Annotated in this window: 20 protein-coding genes; 9 read left to right on the top strand and 11 right to left on the bottom strand. The window is 34.6% G+C overall.

The window, feature by feature from the left end:
• Positions 1-26 precede the first annotated feature (26 nt).
• Positions 27-806 (top strand): ParB/Srx family N-terminal domain-containing protein, encoded by a 780-nt coding sequence (locus tag SMAR_RS00990; RefSeq protein ID WP_148676704.1) that lies wholly within the window; start codon positions 27-29, stop codon positions 804-806.
• On the opposite strand, the gene SMAR_RS00985 is transcribed toward SMAR_RS00990, so the two are convergent.
• A complete protein-coding gene (locus SMAR_RS00985) occupies positions 799-1,641 on the bottom strand; it encodes a winged helix-turn-helix domain-containing protein (protein ID WP_011838500.1) in 843 nt (280 codons plus the stop codon). The two genes, SMAR_RS00990 and SMAR_RS00985, sit on opposite strands and share 8 nt — an antisense overlap.
• Before the next feature lie 197 nt (positions 1,642-1,838).
• On the opposite strand from SMAR_RS00985, the gene SMAR_RS00980 reads away from it, so the two are divergent.
• Together SMAR_RS00980 and SMAR_RS00975 are read left to right on the top strand one after the other, a co-directional pair.
• Positions 1,839-2,636: a thioredoxin family protein gene (locus SMAR_RS00980; protein WP_011838499.1), complete on the top strand. Its 798-nt coding sequence runs from the start codon at positions 1,839-1,841 to the stop codon at positions 2,634-2,636.
• Positions 2,637-2,650: 14 nt separating this feature from the next.
• Positions 2,651-3,040 carry a metal-dependent transcriptional regulator gene (locus SMAR_RS00975; protein WP_011838498.1) on the top strand — a complete coding sequence of 130 codons (390 nt, stop codon included), beginning with the start codon at positions 2,651-2,653 and terminating at the stop codon, positions 3,038-3,040.
• Positions 3,041-3,046: 6 nt separating this feature from the next.
• Here SMAR_RS00975 and SMAR_RS00970 read toward each other — a convergent pair whose 3' ends face one another.
• From SMAR_RS00970 to SMAR_RS00960, 3 genes are read right to left on the bottom strand one after another with little or no spacing between them, the layout of a single operon-like run.
• On the bottom strand, positions 3,047-3,859 hold the full coding sequence (locus tag SMAR_RS00970) for a hypothetical protein (protein ID WP_011838497.1): 813 nt from the start codon (positions 3,857-3,859) through the stop codon (positions 3,047-3,049).
• Complete coding sequence (locus tag SMAR_RS00965) at positions 3,860-4,147, bottom strand: lipoate protein ligase C-terminal domain-containing protein (protein ID WP_011838496.1); 288 nt, start codon at positions 4,145-4,147, stop codon at positions 3,860-3,862.
• A 4-nt stretch (positions 4,148-4,151) separates the two neighbouring features.
• Entirely contained in the window at positions 4,152-4,907 is a 756-nt protein-coding gene (locus SMAR_RS00960; RefSeq protein ID WP_011838495.1) for a lipoate--protein ligase family protein, read from the bottom strand.
• 133 nt (positions 4,908-5,040) lie between these two features.
• Between SMAR_RS00960 and SMAR_RS00955 the strand changes: the two genes are divergently transcribed.
• A complete protein-coding gene (locus tag SMAR_RS00955; RefSeq protein ID WP_011838494.1) occupies positions 5,041-6,015 on the top strand; it encodes a radical SAM protein in 975 nt (324 codons plus the stop codon).
• A gap of 8 nt (positions 6,016-6,023) precedes the next feature.
• The gene (lipS1, locus tag SMAR_RS00950; RefSeq protein WP_011838493.1) at positions 6,024-6,887 is read left to right on the top strand and encodes a LipS1 family lipoyl synthase; all 864 of its coding nucleotides are present in this window, start codon (positions 6,024-6,026) and stop codon (positions 6,885-6,887) included.
• Between the two features lie 120 nt (positions 6,888-7,007).
• On the opposite strand, the gene SMAR_RS00945 is transcribed toward lipS1, so the two are convergent.
• From SMAR_RS00945 to SMAR_RS00925, 5 genes are all read right to left on the bottom strand, one after another.
• On the bottom strand, positions 7,008-7,727 hold the full coding sequence (locus SMAR_RS00945) for a hypothetical protein (RefSeq protein WP_011838492.1): 720 nt from the start codon (positions 7,725-7,727) through the stop codon (positions 7,008-7,010).
• Positions 7,718-9,037 carry an ATP-binding cassette domain-containing protein gene (locus SMAR_RS00940; protein ID WP_011838491.1) on the bottom strand — a complete coding sequence of 440 codons (1,320 nt, stop codon included), beginning with the start codon at positions 9,035-9,037 and terminating at the stop codon, positions 7,718-7,720. The genes SMAR_RS00945 and SMAR_RS00940 overlap by 10 nt, the downstream gene beginning before the upstream one ends.
• On the bottom strand, positions 9,015-9,776 hold the full coding sequence (locus tag SMAR_RS00935; RefSeq protein WP_052833773.1) for an ECF transporter S component: 762 nt from the start codon (positions 9,774-9,776) through the stop codon (positions 9,015-9,017). The genes SMAR_RS00940 and SMAR_RS00935 overlap by 23 nt, the downstream gene beginning before the upstream one ends.
• Positions 9,777-9,928: 152 nt before the next feature.
• The gene (locus SMAR_RS00930) at positions 9,929-11,239 is read right to left on the bottom strand and encodes a pyridoxal-phosphate dependent enzyme (RefSeq protein WP_011838489.1); all 1,311 of its coding nucleotides are present in this window, start codon (positions 11,237-11,239) and stop codon (positions 9,929-9,931) included.
• A 15-nt stretch (positions 11,240-11,254) separates the two neighbouring features.
• A complete protein-coding gene (locus SMAR_RS00925; RefSeq protein WP_011838488.1) occupies positions 11,255-11,719 on the bottom strand; it encodes an Lrp/AsnC family transcriptional regulator in 465 nt (154 codons plus the stop codon).
• A gap of 113 nt (positions 11,720-11,832) precedes the next feature.
• On the opposite strand from SMAR_RS00925, the gene glnA reads away from it, so the two are divergent.
• The 3 genes from glnA (at position 11,833) to SMAR_RS00910 (ending at position 15,049) form a co-directional block, all read left to right on the top strand.
• Positions 11,833-13,176 (top strand): type I glutamate--ammonia ligase, encoded by a 1,344-nt coding sequence (glnA, locus tag SMAR_RS00920; protein ID WP_011838487.1) that lies wholly within the window; start codon positions 11,833-11,835, stop codon positions 13,174-13,176.
• 137 nt (positions 13,177-13,313) lie between these two features.
• Entirely contained in the window at positions 13,314-14,021 is a 708-nt protein-coding gene (locus tag SMAR_RS00915) for an ERCC4 domain-containing protein (protein ID WP_011838486.1), read from the top strand.
• Positions 14,018-15,049 carry an MraY family glycosyltransferase gene (locus SMAR_RS00910; RefSeq protein ID WP_011838485.1) on the top strand — a complete coding sequence of 344 codons (1,032 nt, stop codon included), beginning with the start codon at positions 14,018-14,020 and terminating at the stop codon, positions 15,047-15,049. Before SMAR_RS00915 ends, SMAR_RS00910 begins: the two co-directional genes overlap by 4 nt.
• On the opposite strand, the gene SMAR_RS00905 is transcribed toward SMAR_RS00910, so the two are convergent.
• The gene (locus SMAR_RS00905; protein WP_011838484.1) at positions 15,042-15,743 is read right to left on the bottom strand and encodes a flavoprotein involved in thiazole biosynthesis-like protein; all 702 of its coding nucleotides are present in this window, start codon (positions 15,741-15,743) and stop codon (positions 15,042-15,044) included. The genes SMAR_RS00910 and SMAR_RS00905 overlap by 8 nt on opposite strands.
• A gap of 125 nt (positions 15,744-15,868) precedes the next feature.
• Between SMAR_RS00905 and SMAR_RS00900 the strand changes: the two genes are divergently transcribed.
• On the top strand, positions 15,869-19,369 hold the full coding sequence (locus tag SMAR_RS00900) for a hypothetical protein (RefSeq protein ID WP_011838483.1): 3,501 nt from the start codon (positions 15,869-15,871) through the stop codon (positions 19,367-19,369).
• A 96-nt stretch (positions 19,370-19,465) separates the two neighbouring features.
• On the opposite strand, the gene SMAR_RS00895 is transcribed toward SMAR_RS00900, so the two are convergent.
• Positions 19,466-20,755: a hydroxymethylglutaryl-CoA reductase, degradative gene (locus tag SMAR_RS00895; protein WP_011838482.1), complete on the bottom strand. Its 1,290-nt coding sequence runs from the start codon at positions 20,753-20,755 to the stop codon at positions 19,466-19,468.
• Positions 20,756-20,777: the final 22 nt, after the last annotated feature.

The raw sequence follows: 20,777 nt of genomic DNA, 5'->3' as shown, positions 1-20,777 counted from the left end.
ATACAGTATTTATGATGATGTGGAGCATGAAAGAAAAAGATTTTCTCCCTAAAAGATTAAGGTTATCTAGTAGAAGAGATGTTGAGAGAAGACTAAGAGAAATAATTTGGATCCTAAAAGACAAGTATAAAACTATACAGTATATCGGCGAGAAAACACTGGATCCAATTACATTATATTCTACTCAGAAATACCTTGAATCAGATAAAATGGGCTTAGTTCTTAAAGAAGTATTATTCCACGGATACGATTCTCCAATCATAGTTATTAGAGGCAGTATGTCGAGATACTATATAATAGACGGTCATCATCGTGCCAGAGTAATGCTTTGGCTGAGGAGAAGAGTTAAGTCTCTAATACTTAATATTCCAGGTTATAAGCCTAGAGTATCTATTCCAATATGGGAAATAGAATTATTTAATCCATTAGAAAAAATTAGTTCATGGCTCAATACTTGGAGACACATGGTTAACATAATACATTTTATTGAAAAGAAACATGGTGGAATAGCATATATTTGGAAAGATAAGCTCGTCATAAGAGAACTTATTACAACACAGAAAATAGTCCCTCCTCCATCTAGGAAAATAGTTGAGGAGCCAATCCTTGTATATAACTATAATAAAGAATACTATGTTATAGATGGTCATACAAGGGCTTGTACAAAGCTATTGAGAGGTGAGGAATCTATTTTAAGCGTTGTTTTTACTTTAGAGAAGAAGATAGGCTTAGTAGATACTGCTATAAGATTGGGTAAGCAAAAATTCTCAGGAGAAATATGCAGCCCCCTCAACAATGCTACTTGATCAATTTATAGTATTTACCAGCATGAATTATAACTATAGCTTCACGGTTCATTTCCTCTAATAATTTCTTCTCCATTGGAGGCAGTCTTTCTGCCTCCGAAATTGTTATGGGGAATCTTTTCTTGAATTCACTATAAAATTCTGAGTCAACAACAAGCGATCCTATTATTTCTACTTTTCCAGATCTAATCAGAGAGTCAAGTAGTGGTCCAAGAGCATTCTTTGCTTCATATATGTACATTATAGGTGCTGGAAGCTTGTTTTCGCTGCTTTTACTTTGTTTCTTTACACCTAAAAGCATTGCTGGCTTATTAGAGGGTTTTTCCATTTTCTCAGTTATCTTTGCATATTCTTCCTTAGTTCTCAAAATATTCTTAATGGATTCGAGATCTGTTGTTATTCTCTGTATTGTCTCCTCTAATTCGTTTATTCTGGATTCTAGAAGCATTATTTTATTCATTATTTTTTCTTTGAACCCAGCTAATTGGTTCTGCTCTATGACCACTTGTTTTTCCTTTTTATCCTTTTCTACTTCCTGTTTACTCTCCATAATTACTTGTTCACTTTTTCTAGGTGTATCAACGGGTTTTTGTTCTGCTGATTCTTTGCCAGCAGTTTTTTCTTTGAGAAGAACATTGTTTATGAACCATTCACCCTTACTTGTTAGTACATATCCCTTTCCCGTTTTCTCTATGTATCCGTTATTCTTTAGTTTGTACAGTATTGCTCTAGCGGTGGGCAAACTAATATTTAGCATCGTAGCCACATCTTTTATACTTGAACCTGGGTTTTGCCATATAATCTCTAGTATCTTTGCTGTTAATGTCTTCTTCATATTTTTCTTCCCGATCAATATATATTTATTTTCTTATTTATAACTAATATCTCATTCAAAAAATTGCTCCAAATAAATTGTAGAGAGCTTAAAAAACGTTAAATACAGTCCCACTTTTGTATGTAGAAGATTATATAAGGGTGAGTGGGTTTATTGTTAGGTAGGCCTATCAGATAAATTGGATGTGGTGTTTTGTTATGAGCGCTGATGAATTATTTGATGAGGAAACTAAGCAGGCGTTAAAACAAATATTCCAGCAATTCCAGCGAAAAGTTGTTGATTACTTAGTGGTAGAGAAGGGTTCAGAGAGCAATCCTGATCCTAATGATCCTGATGATGAACACGAGCATACAGCAACTCATATTCACCCCCATCCTCATGTTCATCATCACCACGGATGCCCAACTTGCGGAGAAGCAGAGATCTTAGCAAAAGCGCTTATGGAGCTTGCTGATGGTAAACTAGAATTTAAGATCATAGATAAGAATAGTGAGGAAGCAAAACAGCTTCATACAAGATATGTTCCAGCATTCATATATGGATCGCCAAAGAAGAATATTAGATATTATGGATTGCCAAGTGGACAAGAATTTGCTCCATTCATATATGTTCATCTATACATTGCTAATAATGATATAAAACTTCCAGAAAACGTTATAGAGGAAGCTAAGAAAATAGATGTACCGCTTCATATCAAAATATTTGTTACACCAGAATGCCCCTATTGCCCATTAACAGTAGATGCTTTCAATCAATTAGCACTTATAAACGATAAGATATTAGTTGAAACAATAGAAGCAATTGAATTACCTCTAGAAGCAGATATGTATAATGTAGCATATGTTCCAGACGTAATAATAACTGATCCAGACAAAATGGATGAGTACGGAGTAGAACCTGTTGAGAGGATAAATGGTTATATGCCTATAGAAGAAGCAATAAACATTGTAAAATATGCAGCCGAAAAACTTAAAGAAATGAAGAAGCAAGGCTAGGAGGCTACTCCTCATTGGTATCACACGATAAAACAAAACCTTGGAGAGCTGAGGATTACTTAGAAGCAATATATGCTATGAAACAACAAGGTCTTAAACCAAAAGTTAGAGAATTAGCTAGAAGATTGGGGATTAAACCTAGCAGTGTTGTAGAATATTTGAAGAGGCTTAATGAATTAGGATATATAGTTTATAGAAAAGGAGGATACATTAAATTAACGGAGAAAGGCAAGTCTTTGGCGGAAAAAGTTTATAGAAGACATATATTGTTAACCGAGTTCTTAGTAGCTATAGGTGTTCCAAGAGATATAGCTGAAATAGATGCATGCTATATGGAGCACGGCCTACACGATGAAACAATTAATAAAATTGTGGAGTTCTTAAAGAAAAATCTAAAAATATAAAAAGTATTAAGTACTTGACAAGTATTTTTCTAGTAAAATAACAAGCCTGACAGCATCATCGCCCACAATACAATTACCCATATATGGATCAACATGTTTTTCGGATCCATATTTCGAAGCAAACTCCATTATTTCATTTGGTAAACCACATATAAAGAATTTGTTGGGTTGGATCCATTTGTATTCCTTATAGGTACTAATACTTATGGGCTCAATACATTCTTTAATAAAACCATGACTGGTCTTAATTATTGCCGATACATACGCTGTATTGCCTAAGCTTCTTCCTCCAATAATTAATTTATTATATATTATTTTTCTCAGTAACTCTTCATTCTTGATTAATCGATTCAAAGCATTGTTAAGTCTGTGGAAAACCTTATGTTCAGAAATAATAGTTTTCATATATTTAAGAGGATCGCCTTCTCCCAATGCTAGAGTATCCATGACTTCTAGAAACGCTTTTCTTTGATCAGAGCCCTTACCTATCATACATGCATATAAACCAGCGAAAATTCTTGGATCAATTTTTGAGCGGGTCAAGTATCCTTCTACTCTTTCGTTCCCGACATTGAATGTGTGCATATAGATTTCTCCGTGTTTCTGATTCAGTATTATTCCTGTAGGAGCATTATATCCGTCATATATAATTGATAATACATTGTTTTCCCTGATAACAGCTATGCCATTATTTTCTTTCACCAATAACAGTGTAGGCCTCAACTCGTTAGATACCGATGGCTCGCATCCTCCTGAGAATACCCCGATCGATAAGTAAATTATATCTTTTATATTGAAGCCTTTGAAACCAATTATCAATTATGATTCACCACGAAATATTTCTATTAATAAATTCTTTATATTATCGAGGCTTATTCCAAGTAATTCAATCTTGTCTCTATAGTCATCTATGATCCGTATTGCTTCATTAATTGTTTTACCCTTCAAATCATTCTCAAGCATCTCTATACCTTCTTCGGGATAAGCGAAAAAGTCCCCGCTTATAACTATGTCAACGATAACGTCGTCTTTAAATTCAGCATCAATTTTTAGAGTTTTTCCTCCCGGAACTCTATGGGTAATAGATTTTTTTATAGAATTGTTCATGTATTCACCTCTTAAAGATCCATTCTTTAGACCTGTATTTATCAATAAGCGAATTGGCTAGCTCTAGCTCCTCCTTCCAATAATTATCCCTAACCAATCTTATTCTTAGAGCTTTTTCGAAACCTTTTATCAATGCATCAATAACATCTTCTTTTCTAGGCTTGTAACCTAAGATTTTCTCTAGAGTAGTTACTCTATCGTGTATAGTTTTAGCTTTATGTGAGGAAAGTTTTTCTTTTGGGGGTTTAAGTACTTTGGCCAGTATATCAATGTTGGTTCCATACATAAGTGTTCCATGCTGCATAAGAGCTTTTCTACGACGAGTTTGAGCGTTTCCAGAGATCTTTTTCCCCATTACTACTATGTCATTTATAGGTTTGTACTCAGCTTTAACACCAAGCTCTTTTAATGCTTCAACTATTCCTGAACATATCTTCCTATATGATTCGAGAATATTCTTGGAAATACTATCTATATCTGTTGTTATAGAATATGTTATTTCACCATCTTGATCATGATAAACTGCTCCACCACCAGTTATTCTACGAGTATAATCTATTCCGTATTTATCCAAGTAGTCTAGATTTAATACATCCTTTATCCTCTGAAAATAACCAATAGTAACCGCGCTGGGACGCATTATATAGATTCTAACAGTGTTTGGAATAAGTCCTTTTTCTCTCAAAATAAGTAGTGTTTCATCCATAGCCATATTATAGTAAACATTTGCTTCATCGATAATTAATCTCCAAGATGACAATGCGTATCACGCCACTCTATATTTATTATTTCACTCTAATAATTAGTTAACAATTAATTTTAACAAGATATCTAACTATGAAAAATCTATTGGAAGAATAGGTAACGTGTTCAATAAGGGTGAGGATGATTTAATGGATGACATAATGATTAGAGCATCTTTATGGTCTCTCGTCAAATTAGGGTTAATGGATGGTCCGCAAATAAGTTATCCAATGAATATAATATACTTGCTACAATACTCGGATAAAGGATGTTTAGCACATTGCAAGTTTTGTGCTCAAAGCATAATGAGTTCCTTATCGAAAAAATTCTTATCAAGAATTACCTGGCCACCTATTGGGTTGAGTAAGGTAGTAAATGCTCTTAAACAACATGGAGATGAAATTAAAAGGATATGTTTGCAGACAATAATTAAGCCTTGGTTTCTAGATGAAGCACTAAAGATTATTAGAGAAATAAACGATAATGTTCCTGAATTACCTATTAGTTTAGCCATAACACCTATTTCATCAAAATATCTCGAAGAATTCAAGGGATATGGAGTAGATTATCTTGGAGTAGGATTAGATGCTTCGTCTCCTAGGATTTTTAGAATCGTTAATAAACCGTACTCGTGGAGAATATATATGAAATTTATCAATGAAGCCATAAAAGTATATGGATATAGGAGGGTCATAGTTCACTTAATTGTAGGATTGGGTGAGAAACCATTAGAACTGTATAAGTTGATGGAAGATCTTATTATGAGAGGAGCCGATATAGCGTTATTCGCTTATACACCAATAGATAAAGGATTAATGAGGCCTGAGATAAACATATTACGCTATCGTGAAGCTCAAATCATCCGGTATTTTTTGCTTAAAGGATATAGGCTCAATGAGATACTAGATAAAAGCATTAGAGTTAATAATGATATTCTCGAAGAAATAGTTAGGCATATAGAGAAATACATGGGAATATTTATAACCAGCGGATGTCCATATTGTAATAGACCCTACTATAATGAGAGTCCCCGCGGCCCCTTCTATAATTTCTATTCCAGAAACCATGTAATGAAGTATTTAGACAGTATCATTAGTGAACTAGAAAAATTGAGAAATAGGTGAAAACTATATTGAGTAGAGAGATCCTAGTATTTATGCCCAGTAAAAAATTTCCCAGTATAAGCATTACTGGCAATAAATGCTGGCTTATGTGCAACTACTGTATGGGAAGATTCTTGAAAGGCATGGATCACGTATATACACCTAAACAATTATATGATCTAGCAAGATATTACGCTAAAAAAGGAGCCCATGGATTATTGATCAGCGGCGGATTTACTAGGGAGGGATATCTACCGATCCAACCATATCTTGACACTATAAGAGAGATAAAGAAAAATTTTGGCCTCATCATAAACGTTCATCCAGGATTAATCGATAAAGAACTAGCAGTAAAGCTGAGAAACGCTGGTGTCGATATAGTAGATTACGAACTAGTATTGGATAATAGGATTATTAGAGATATTAAGCATCTCAACAAGACCATCGAAGACTACATTAGAACATACGAGACTTTAGCCAGAGAAGGCCCCCCATATATTGCTCCACATATTATGATAGGTGCAAAATATGGAGGTATTGATTGGGAATACACAGCTATTGATTTATTAAGAGATTACAATCCATACTTAGTTGTTTTTCTTCTAATAATACCTGCACGCGGAACATTATTCGTAAATGTTTCTATACCAAAAATTAACCAGGTTATTGATGTTTTAAAATATGCTAGGAGAAAATTAAACACGGAATTAAGTATGGGATGTATGCGTCCTTCTCCAGTAAAAAACTCATTAGACGAGATCCTTATTGAGAACAAACTAGTTAATAGAATTGTTAATCCACATCCTTTACTGATTAAAAAATATGGTCTCAAAATTATTGAAACATGTTGTTCGGTGCCGAGGAAAATTCTCGTTGAAAAGGGGCTTCTGTGAAAACCTATATTATTTGATTATAAAAATTATTGTCTAATAGATGAGGATGGTCCCGAACACTGCAGACTCTTATTTTAAGGGGATGAAGAAGCGGTGGCTGACTGATATCTACATTTGAATCTACGTTAGTGTTTTAAGCAATAATAATATGCCTATTATAACACAGGCTATAATAAGAAGTAAATTATGTTTCCTCGAGCTCTTGACTGGGAACGCATGCTTCATTAAAGTGTTTATTCGATAATAGTTCGATTCTCTAACCATGTCACTATATTCTAGTAGTGAAGCCATTGCTGGACCCAGTCTTTTTCCAACATTTTCCTTTTTCAACTCTCCTATCGCTAAAGACTCCTGCATAGACTTTAATCCATACGGCATTGATCTCCATAGTAGTATTGGTGCAACACTATTCTTTCTAAAACCTAGTCTAAATAATATATTTGCAAGCCTGACAGGGCTAATAATTGATCCGAAGAATAAGAGGATAAGTGAAAATGTTGTGGTGCGAAGATATATTATTAATGCATCCGTATATGATAAAGGCTCTGATAATCCAGTATATGAGAATAAGAGGGCTGTAACTGCATACCATAATCCAGGGATGCTTGATAATGTAAATGATGATAAGAACCATGATAAGCTAAAACCAGTTATTCCCAGCACTAATATTAATGATACAATATTTATTGACGAGTACAATGAGGGATCAAGTAGGAAATACGTAAGCATTAAGGCTAATAACAATATTTTTAATAGAGAACTAGTTGCTCTATATCCTTCCTCCCCCTTAAGGAATAATGACTTATAAACAAGATCTACTAGTATACCGATTATTCGCATATAAGCGCACCTTCTCTGAGAATACATGTTTTATCAAAGTAGGGATATAGTCTTTCATCATGGCTTGCAATAATGACTGCCTTATTGTTTTTACTCAAAAACATTATTTCATCTAATAATTCCTTCAAACTATAGTTATCAAGCCCACCACTGGGTTCATCTAATAAATAAATATCGTAACCTGCAAGAAAAGCTGATGCAAGAGCTATACGGCGCCGCTCACCACTACTAAGCATAGATAGTGGTCTGTCAAGAAGTTCTTCTAGACTAAATCTTTTCGTGATTCTTTCAAACTCTCTAGGATCCCTTGCCGAGGCGGATAGTTCTTCTCTCGGCGTAGGATAGGAGTAGTATAGTAATGGGTTTTCAGGTAGATAGATTATTCTACCATATCTTACAATATTTCCTTTATTCGGCTTTAGTATGCCAGCAAGTATTTTCAGTAAAGTTGTCTTGCCTGCACCGTTCTTTCCGGATATACCGGTTATTTCTCCACTATAAGCTTTGAAACTAATGTTTCGTAAAACATAGTTTTCGCCTGGATATTTGAACCATATATTTTTAGAAACTAGTAAAGGTTTTCTTCCCTTATACTGATTGGTTTGTTTCATTATTTTTATGATCGGTTTAGGTAGAAGATCTTCCCTATATGGTCCGAGATATTTTTGAACACCCTTATCTAGAACCAGTATTTTTGGATCAAATCCTACCCAGTTATCAGGCATGTGATCAACTATTATAGCAGTGCCACCTGTTTCAATGAATTTTTTCACAAATCCTATGAATCTTGATCTACTAGTGCTATCTATATATATGAGTGGTTCGTCTAGGAAAAGAATTTCTGATCCTTTATCAATACTTGATGCCCATAAAAGTCTTTGATACTCTCCAGCGCTCAAGCCATAGGTTATGTGGTTTTCTAGTTTGTCTAGCCCATATATTTTTAGTTTTTTAGGATCACATTTAATGTTTGCCACAGATAATGCATGACAATACTCTACATAGACCACGTGCCCGATAACTGCATACCATGGGTCTTGAGGAATATATGATATTAGATTGTAGAGTTCCTCACTAGAATACTGCGTTATAGGCTTGTTTTTAATCAGTACTACTCCTTTAATATAACCATTTGACAAATGTAGAATGTTGAGCAGGGTTTTTAATAGTGTTGTTTTTCCAGATCCAGACCTACCTGTTATAACGAGTATTTCTCCTTTACTGAGCTCAAAAGAGATATTCTTAATAAAAAAACCTTTATGATAGCCTGCTTCAACAATATTCGCTTCAATCACTTTTTCTACCGCCATATCCAGCTCTCACCAACCATGTTGCAAGCGGGACTGCTATAGATGCACCAATTACTGCCTGCCCTATATTAACAGGGATTTCCGCTAATGCGGCTATAGGTTGCCTACCAGTTAATGGATTACTTACGAAGTATTCATATAGGAAATACCCTATAACCATTTCTAGTCCTGCTAAGATAAGTGCTAATGGTTCCCAAGCTGTTACTAGTTTCTTCACTAGAACATATGAGAGCAATGCACCTATTACTAGAACAATTATGATCCATACATATACTGGTATATCTAAGTATGCTGAAGTAATTGTTAGAGATAAGATCTGGCTGGGCCCAATATATGTTGGGCCGCTCCAATAATATATTGCGAATAAGATCAGTAGAAATGTATATAATACACCGATAAGTGCTCCTACAATAGCTTTTATATTCCTTGCTTTATCGCGGAACCTCCATATGAGCCAGCCAGCTAGATAACCCTCTATAAACTTTATCACAGCTGTGGCAGGAGCAAATATTCCATAACCTGTAGATAGATCAGCTAGTGAAGCACCTATTCCACCAGCTACAGCAGCAACAATGGGGCCATGAAGTATTGCTGCTATATAAATAACGGCTTCCCCTAAGTTAAAGTATCCTCCAGTGTATGGCTGATATATTTGAATAGCTATAGTTGCAACATATACCGCTACAATATAAGTAACTATTGTAACAACATCTACTCTATCCTTGGTGCTCAATTTCATGTCCCCCTATTTTTTCTATAATCAGATACTATTGGAATCTAATATAAAGTTTATACTTTAAGAAGAACTTTAAGATTACATTTTAATTCAATAAGAGGTTCCAATAAGTGATCGTGTAATGGAAAACATTGAAAACTCAAAAAATTGTTTAATCAACTACTTGACTTCTTATATACTGGAAAATATAGTTTTCTGTTTTCCGAGAACTTAGAATATATAAGTCCAATTTTTTCTAATTCCTTCAGATGCTGATAAACAGCTTGAACAGATATTCTTAACCCAAGTCTTTTCCATATTTCATATCCAGTCAAACCTGGTTTTTCAGATATAATTTTCAATATTAGCGACTTGGTAGAGCCTGGAAATGGAGTGTATCTTTCTCTACTAGGTCTAGTATAGGGGGTTGGACTCTTTAGTCCGTGTCCAGTCAGTAATATTATTGAGTTCTCAGTTCCCCCGATTTTGAGTGCTCCAGCTAATGCAACCGCGGAGGAAGGCTCTACAAATAATCCCTCTTCCATTGCGAGTTTCTTAGCTGCCATATATACTTGCTTATTGTTCACAACAATTGTTTCTCCATGTTTATCTATGATCTCCGAAACATATTCTTTCAACACAGGCTTTCTATAATATAAGCCGGGCATTGGTTCTTCGTTACACTTAGTAGGGTTGCCGTGTATAGAGGAGTATACAGGATTAGCACATGTTTCAACACCTATAAGTTTAGGTATATGATCAATAATATTGTTTGAATGCATTTCTGAGAACCCATGATAGAGGCTTAGAATTGTTAATCCACTACCTAGTGGAACATATACTGTACTAGGAACCCCTCCGTACTGTAGATATATTTCGTAACCAATAGTTTTCAACCCCTCCATAGCTAATATGTTATAAGTGCTTGATGCATTGTAGAGTTTTTCCTTCCTAGCTCTTCTCTCAACATATTGTAGTAGAGTGTCTAGATCCTCTTCACTAACAATTACTTTTGCACCATAAGCTTTCATTAATAATATTTTTTCTGGATCAGTCCATACAGGAACATATATCGTAACAGGTAATCCTGCTTTAGCTGAATAAGCAGCAATGCTCGCACCCATGTTTCCATCGCTTGCAACAACTAACCTCTTAGCACCCTGATCTAATGCATCGCTCACTATTAATGCAGCTGCTCTATCTCTAAAACTACCAGTTGGATTCCTACTTTCATCTTTGAAATATATGTTTTCATTTCTGAAGAGATTATCTGATCTAATTAATGGGGTCCATCCCTCACCCAGTGATATTCTGTGATTAGTTTGTGGAAGCATTTTTGAAAATATCCATATACCATTATTTTCCCATTCTATAATCCATTCAAAATCATGGATTACTTCTAGGAGTGAGCCGCAGTTAGGGCATTTATAGCCTCTATAATTATTACTTTCAAACCCACATTTCAAACATTTTACCTTAACTGCCAATACATATACACCTTTTTATTTGAGGGGTAAGTGTTGGGTTTCCTTAACTGTTCTGAACACAATGCTTGTCCTTGTGTGTTTAATGCCTGGCTTGCTTAGTAGCTTTTTTACGAAAGCATCTAGTTCCTCAATTGTTTTGAAACTAGCTATTAATGCTATATCGTATTCGCCTGTAATATCATATACTGCTTGAACATTGGGATTAGATGCTATATCTTGTTCAACCTTGATTAGATCTTTACCCTCTGCATTTACTAGTATTAGAGCTTTTATCTGGTATCCTAGTTTTCTATAGTCTATATCGATCGAAAAGCCACGGATAATTCCATGTTTCTCTAATCGTTTAATTCTATCATATATTGTTGAGACAGGCTTGTTTAGTTTTGAAGCGATTTCTCTAAAACTCGTCCTAGAATATTTTCTTAGTTGATCTAATATTTTAAGATCGATATCGTCAAGTATGGTTGAACTCCTAGTCAATATATCATCCCTCCTAATTATCCGTATAATATCTGTATATTTCACTATAATTCTTAATATTTTGTTCGGAATTAAAAATTGATTCTTGTATAATTTGTGGAGGATGATACAAGATGACCCGTATAAAATTCGTTAACCTATATTTTACCGATTTAATCGGTGTTTTCCGCAACACATCTCTCTTGCTCAGCGATGAAAAAGATCCGTCAAGTGTTACAACTTTATTTGATGGTAGCAGTGTATATGGTTTTCTCGATATATCTTTTAGCGATGTAATCTTGAAGCCAGTTAAAGAGACAGAGATAGTGCTTCCCTGGGATAAAAATGTATATGGATATATTTCCCAAGTATATCTTCCAGAGTGGAAGAGGCTCGATAGGGATCCAAGGTATATTGCTGAGAAAGCTGAGGAAATAATTCAAAGCGAAGGATATAGGTCAGTGATGGGTGTTGAAATGGAGTTTTTCCTTTTCGAGAAACTAAAATACATTGTTGAACCTGGTAGGCAAATATTAGAGATATATTCAGCAGAGTCTCCATGGACTGATAATGCAAGTATACCCTTGAAAAAGGGATACCACATAGTTGAGTCAATTGATAGAGTTGCGCATATTAGAAGATCTATAATATCCGCTCTTCACGAGGCAGGATTAAATACTGTTAAGCATCACCACGAAGTGGCTAGTAGTGGTCAAGTAGAGATTACCAGTAATAAAGAAAATGTTGTTTCCTTAGGTGATTTTATACAATACTTTAAAATGATTGCTAGAAAAATTGCGAGAATAAACGGGTTTGAAGCAGTCTTTATGCCTAAGCCGATTATGGGTGATAATGGGAACGGTATGCATATACATGTAAGCTTGTGGAGCGGGGATAAAAACTTATTCCACGACCCAGATGAGAAGTATGGTTTAAGCCAATTTGCAAGATACTTTATAGGGGGACTACTAGAGCATGGACGAAGCTTATCAGCAATAGTTTCCCCTACAACGAATAGTTATAGAAGATTAATACCAGGCTATGAAGCACCAGTATATCTTGTATGGGGCTATGCTAATCGTAGTGCTGCAGTAAGAATACCATTAGCAAACATAGATAACGGTAATATGACCCGTATAGAGTATAGACCCCCTGACCCAACAGCTAATCCATACCTTGCATCATCAGCCATAATACTTGCCGGATTAGATGGAATAAAGAAAAAGATTGATCCAGGCGATCCCATAGAAGAGAATGTATATAAAATGCCTATCGAAAAAAGAAGAAGTCTAGGAATAAGAGAACTACCTAGAAACCTAGATGAAGCATTAGACGAGCTCGAATCAGATCATGAATATTTAAAACCAGCTTTCAGCGAAGAAGTTATTCAAACATATATTGAGCTGAAAAGAAATGAGATCAGAGAATTAGCAGGAATACCTTCTCCCGCAGAATTCCTCTACTATAACCTTATCTAACCATATATTATCCTCTATATTAGGTTTAAGGAAAATACCCTGTAGAAATACAATTAATAGTTATTTATTAAATTCATTATATGAATAACTCATTACAAAAACAAGCATACACATAGTAATGGAATGGTGTTTACAAAGTGTCACATATTTTGTTATCGCCTGTAGACATAATCATTGATTCCCGCGAAAACTCGAAGCATCCCGAGTTTAGAAAAGAGTTTCAAAGTAATGGTTTGAAAACCGCTGTTCAACCATTACCTGCTGGTGATTTCCTATTATTAGCGGCTCCAGGTAAAAAACCTGTTCTGGTTGAGAGAAAAACAGTCATTGATCTTGGTAATAGTATTAGGGATAACAGGATATGGGAGCAAGCAAAACTTTTAGCGGAGGCTGCTGAGAAGGAAGGTTATCAACCATTTATTATTGTTGAAGGATGGCTTGGAGTATTAGAGAAATATAGGGGGTGGAAGATACAGAGTGTGCTACGTGTTATAGATACTTTAATGTTGGATTTCGAAATCCCTGTTCTCAACACTCCTAATAAACAAGCAACTATTGCATGGCTCATCGCAAAAGCTAAGAGTCTAGGTAAAACTGAAGAGAAGAAAATCTATAGGATGCGTGTCGAGAAGAAACCTATGAGTTTGAAAGATAGAATACTATATGTTGCTGAAAGCATTGTTGGACCCACGCTTGCACGTAAACTACTGCGAGAATTCAAGACTCTCCGCAATATAGCTAATGCAAGCATTAAGGAGCTCATGGTTGTTGAGGGGATAGGTGTGAAGAGAGCTAATGAGATATATCTAATATTTAATACTGAGTGGAGCGATGATCAGCGATGAGTGTATGTTTTACAGAATACACTTTATTCTATGCTTTACTATCAGCAATCATATCCTTTCTGATCACATATACTGTTTTACCATTATGGATTAAACGGGCTCGAGAAATAGGTTTCACAGGCAGAGATATGAATAAACCATACATGATACAAGTAGCTGAAGCAGGTGGTGTATGGGTTTCAATAAGTGTAGCTTTTGGGATCTTATTCTTTATAGCCCTAGAGATCTATGTTGGTGGATTACATAAATACATTGTTGAATTAATGGCTTTATCCCTTCTATTATTTCTTGCAAGTTTTCTAGGGTTTTTAGATGATATTTTTGGGTGGAAGAAGGGGTTAAGGGCAATATATAGAATAGTATTAATGGCTCCACTAGCTATTCCCATGATGGTGATCAAAGCTGGTTATTCAACTATGAATATACCATTTATTGGAGTAGTAGATTTTGGATTAGCTTATCCCTTGATATTAGTACCTATAGGCGTTTTAGGCGCAGCAAACGCTTTCAACATGATTGCCGGATACAATGGATTAGAAGCATCAATGGGTTTGCAATTAATGTTTTTCACATTCATATATACATATACTAACAATGTTCATCCAAGCTTTGAAGCGTCACTAATAATGTTAGTAGCAATAATTGCGTTCCTTACATATAACTGGTATCCGGCCAAAGTGTTTCCAGGCAATTCTTTTACATATGGTTTAGGAGCATATTATGCAAGCCTAGTTATTCTCGGAAACTTTGAAAAATATGGATTAATGCTTTTCACTCTATACTTTATAGAGCTAATTCTTTTCATAAGGGGATTAATAAACGGGGTATATAAAGAGAATTATGCGAAAGTAAGGAATGATGGAACACTTGAACCACCATATAATAAAATCTATAGCGTGACCCATTTAGCGATCAAGATCCAATTACTTATTAGGGGAAAAGCTACTGAGAAAGGAGTAGTCATAACATTGAATATTATGCAATTCCTAATAGGTATACTATCCCTAATACTTATCAATATCATATAATGCTTGGGAAACTATAGAAATCCTCTGGGTTTTTAGGATAACCCTTAACAAATAATTCTACAGCTCTATAGCCGCTTCCAAATAATGGGCCAATATCTGGAAATGGTATGTATCCTGCATTAGTATATATTGCTGCAAGCCCCGCTACTAATATTCCCGGAAAAATCCATGTGGTTTTACCTATAACATCATCTGAGCCCGGTATCTGTGGTCCTGCACCCTGAATAGGTATTCCTAGTTTTAATCTATCAATAAGGTTATTCACTATGATTGCTGATGGAGAAGTATCTATTATTCCTCGAGTTAAAATATAAAATTTATCTAGCCCACCCTCGTCCTCAACCGATCTAACACTTGCACCTATAATTATGATTCTATCATCCATAATTTTATATGTGGGTTCAATAATAGAATCAACAATTATTTCTCCGCCAAGGCTAATAACTTTAGAAGCCAATAATACGATTACATCTAATGGTCTAACCCAGAAACCATATTCATCCTCATCTATTATATTCAGGCCAAGATCATCAACATAATGCCAGAAACGCTTCGAAATCCTCACCTTATTTCCGTTAATTCCCGAATAATATTTCTCATGAGTCAAACCTGGCTCTGACTCGATAACTAAAACTTTATGATTGTTTTCTAGAAGTTTTGAAGCAATGTAGAGTCCAGTGTATCCAGCTCCCATAATTGCTACGTCGTATTTCCGTGTTGAAAAGATGCATCACCCCAATTAATGTTTTGCATATATTTATTTAGTTTATTATCTCCTTATCCTCTATATAAGTAGTGAGAATAGGTAAGGTGTATGTAATGCTTGGAAAATACAATACTTTGTATGTGTTGTTTTTATTGTTTCTCCTCATAATATCAAGTATTCCAATATATAGCTTCTATGCTACAAGTTTAAATAAAGATTTATCTAGCCTCTCGGACTCCATGGGGAATCCTTATCTGATCGAGCATTTTCGTTCAGGGGTTGAACAAATCGTTAAGAATTATGCTTTATTCACACATGATAACCAGCTACTAATGCTCTATTCGTACGGGATAAATACTTCTATTATATATGGGAATTTCTCATTTACAGTTAGCACACCCTATGGTAAGCCTGCGTATTATGTTTTTAATAAGTACTTGTTAATTTTAGAGCATGGATCAGATGTTATCCATATAGTATTATATAATCTAGATAATGTGGAGAAAGTGCTCGATAAAATGATAGATACAGGCAACCTCGTTGTATCAGGATTTAATGGAATTTATTATGACAATTTAACTAATCAAATCCATATATATACTACTATGATGAGTTTAAATGGGAACACTTATCTTGAAGAAATAATTATTGATCCAATAAGTAAAACTATTATTCAAAATCAGCCTGCTCTCATATCTAAAATGATTTATTGTGGAAACATATTTTACGGCACTAGATCAAACATTTATCCTTCAACAATTCTTATAGATCATAATGTAACAATAAGCATTAGTAGTAATGAAACAACAATTAATGTTGATGGAGAAACTCGAATATTTAATGGAACACCTATAATAACTCCTCCACTAATCGTAGTAAACACTACTTTTATTATACCACTAAATAGCACTAATACATTAGTACTTGCTATATATGACGATACAAAGAATATATTCTACACTATTCCCTTCCCTATCAGTATCAATGAATTTTCACTATATGGTTTTTATCCCTTAGGAAACTTTTTATCAATTATTTACTATGCAGTAGCTAATAAATCATTATTAATAAATTATTTTAATGTAATTAACAATGCGACTCATAGATTGTTCTTAAACTCAACGAATCCCCGTATAACGCTATTTCTTACAGATCATGACAATGATACATATCCAGAGCCTATTATAAAATGGAATGAATACTATGTATTAACTTATACTAAACTCAATAAAAGCAACATTATATACTGGGATCACTTACTACAGCATATAGCTTCAAAATATGATACTGTATACCTGAATAACACAGTATACTTTATGTTTGCATATAAAAACAATACAGCTTCATCCGTAATCGAATTATTAAGGTTTAATGAAAACACTACTGTTGATTACTCACCGCCAGTTATACATGTGGTTACTCCAAGAAATGAAAGCATTGTTTCTAACCCTATATTTATAAATGCATCATTTATTGATAATGAATCAGCCGTATATATTACAGAGGTATCAATACTTAATCAAAGCAATGATATAGTATTTTCCACATATACTAAACATAATCAGTTCTTTAAAGAAATAAATCTAGACGAGGGAACGTATACTCTAGAAATTAAGTCTTGGAATACATATGGTTTTAGCTCATATACCAATATAGTTTTTAGAGTATTAGGCAGTCATGTTAAAGTTGTTAATCCAATAAATCAATCCATAGTTGGAGCTATATATACACTTGAAATACTATCGGATTCAACATATAAAGTTGAAATATATATAAACAATTCAATTCTAGCTAACTATACTTTAACACAAGGAACAAACTATATCTTGATCAACACAACTATTCTACCCGATGGACCGTATTATTTGGATCTAAGAGTTCAGGATCTAAACTATACTATTAGGTTGTTCCTTGTAAAAGACTCAAATCCTCCAATAATCATTATTCGTGGATTAACAAATAACACGGTTGTAAATGGGATATTGAATTTAACAATCATAGTGAATGATGAACATTTCAAAAACTTATCTGTTATACTGGATTCAAAAATATTATTTGAAACCGACATCGCGGGAGAACATGGTTTATTGCTTAACACAATAGAATATCCTAACGGAGAACACTACTTAATATTTAAAGCAGTAGATTTAGCTGGAAATTTAAGAGTTGTAATGTTTAGGATCATATTTAATAATACCTATGAGCAACCCGTTTTATCAATTAATCCAGAACCACTAAATAATACGTTTATTGAGGGAATAGTTCGATTTAATATATCTGGTAATAGAGTTTTCCTAGTAAATGTTTATATTGACGATAAATTGTTTCTATCTATTCCAAGCATTAATGGCCGGATTAATGCTAATATAGTTATTGATACTTCGCAATTATTGGATGGTATACATGAAGTATTGATAAATGCTTCTTGTTATTACGGGGAAAACATTGTTTATAAGTATGTATGGTTTGTAGATAATCATCCACCAAAACTATATATGAGAATACCGGTTATCGGAGTAGGTGGCTCGTGGAGAAACAATAGTGTTGTGCCCAGATTTAATCCTATAAGGAGAGACATAACATATGTTACTGAATACGATGGATCATACCTAATACCATTATATGTAAACATATCTGATGCATTCTTGGAAAACGCTACACTATATATAAACAACAGTATTGCAAGAATAGTGATAGACAATAATGCAAGGCTTGGAGTGTTTAATGAAGACGGGGGATACTTGTTTAAATTAATGGTTCCAGGAGAGGGATACTATATATTAAAACTTAAAGGAATAGACTCTGCTGGGCATTCCTCGAACTACATTATAGGTTTCTATCTTGATCTTCATAAGCCCATTGTTAATATTCTATCTCCGATAAATGATACATATACAAATAATAGAAGTATACTGTTTAGGTTTCAAGTGTTTGATAATATTAGTAAGAGGATATTTGCAGGTGTAAATATTCAGAAAGATAAATATAAACCACCAAGTCTCGATGACTACATGCCCATTACTTATCTAGGTTTTACCGTTGGGAAAGTTATTAATCAATCAATAGAGTTTAGATCCGACGGCACATACTATGTCTCATTCATATTTATTGATGAAGGAATGAATTATAGAATAGTATTACTAAAATTAGTAATAGATAGAAAACCTCCCGCAATAAATATAACTATAAATAAGCTGGACAATGAATACTTTGCAGAAATTAATGTGTCAGATAAGTATTCGCCGATTAAATATGCTGAAATAATCGTTGATGGAAGCGTATTGAAAAATGTGTCTTCTACAAATAAATCTTTGATAACTAAGATAAAATTAGAGCCTGGAATACATAATCTAACAATTATTTCAATGGATAAATCCGGAAATAAAGCTGTAGTTTCGAAAATAGTAGAAATTACCGGGACAAACACGTCTGAATCAACTACATCAATACCGAATCAATCAATAACTATGAATACTACAAGCAAGACAATAAGCAACAATAATAGTATCAATAATTGGATTCCGACCCCGCCAATATATCTTTATATATCAATAATTGTTGCCATAGCAACATTGCTTATATTAGTTATATGGTTTAGAAAAAAGCGGCGGTGAATACGTCCCAGGCCCTTTCATCCCTAATCCAAGCCCTCATCGGGGCTTGGGTGTCTGGGCCATATATTATTTTGGTTAAAAATGATTGATATATTTTTACTTATATTCGCCTTTCAAATATTCTTCCAATAATTTTTTAGCGTAATCATATCTTATTCTTCCCTCACTAATCATTCTCTCAGCTATTTTATCTATTAATTCCCCTGTAGCACCCGCCATTATAGCTAGGTTTCTAGCATGCAGTCTCATATGTCCCTTCTGTATTCCTTCATGAACAAGTGCTCTTAGAGCAGCTAGGTTTTGAGCTAAGCCTACAGCGGCCATTACTTCTGCTAATTCCTTAGCTGTTTTCACACCTAGTATTTTCAATGCTATCTTAGCTATTGGATGAACCTTTGTAGCGCCACCCACTATTCCAACTTGTAAGGGGAGCTCAAGGCTTCCAACAAGCATTTCTTCTTCATCTAGTTCCCATGTGCTTAACGGCTTATATACACCTGATCTAGAAGCATAGGCGTGTGCTCCAGCCTCTATTGCTCTGTGATCTTGGGCTGTAGCTAGTGCTACGGCTATGATTCCATTCATTATGCCCTTATTATGTGTAACAGCTCTGTAGGGATCAGCTTCTGCTAAAATACTTGCTTCAACAATTTTTCTCGCAATATCTTTCCCGCCAACATCCTCTGGATCTGTTCGAACCCATGCACGCACTATTCTACGAGTAGCATAATTGCTTATTATTCGGAGCCTTGCTTCTCCGCCAGTAATTTTTTCGAGTAAGGGAGCAATGGATTCAACCATAGTATTCACAGCATTAGCTCCCATAGCATCTAGTACATCGACTATTAAATGAACAACTATTACGGGGCCTATACGAGTATTTAGGACTCTGACCTCTAAATCACGTGGACCCCCGCCTAGTTTTAGTAGTGTTGAATCTTGTTGTTTAGCATGATCTATTATTTCCTCCTTATGTTCCAGGATCTTCATTGATTTATAATAGGGGGCTTCAATGTTTACAAGGTGGATCTGGCCAATCATTTCTTGGGGGCCAGCACGTGCAATTATCCCTTTACCTCTTCTAAGCATTTTTGCGGCATTACTAGCTGCTGCAACAACGCTTGTCTCCTCAATAACCATTGGGACAAGATAATCTTTACCATTGATTTTGAAGTTTACAGCTACTGCGAATGGATAAGTCATTCCACCAATAACGTTTTCAATCATTGAATCAGCTATTTTCTCCGGTAAATTACCTAGGTTTCTCAACAAATTAATTTCTTCTTCCGTTAAACCTGTCCATTCAGCAACGATCCTAAGTCTTTCATCAAGGCTTTTCTTATAGAATCCTGGAATTCGACTACTTCTTGTTGTTTCATGCGACAAACCCTATCCCTCTATACATGAC

Source organism: Staphylothermus marinus F1 (assembly GCF_000015945.1).
In the GTDB taxonomy this organism is placed as follows: Archaea; Thermoproteota; Thermoprotei_A; order Sulfolobales; family Desulfurococcaceae; genus Staphylothermus; species Staphylothermus marinus.
The sequence above is the reverse complement of the archived record's forward strand: the minus strand, read 5'-3'. Positions and strand labels throughout refer to the sequence as shown.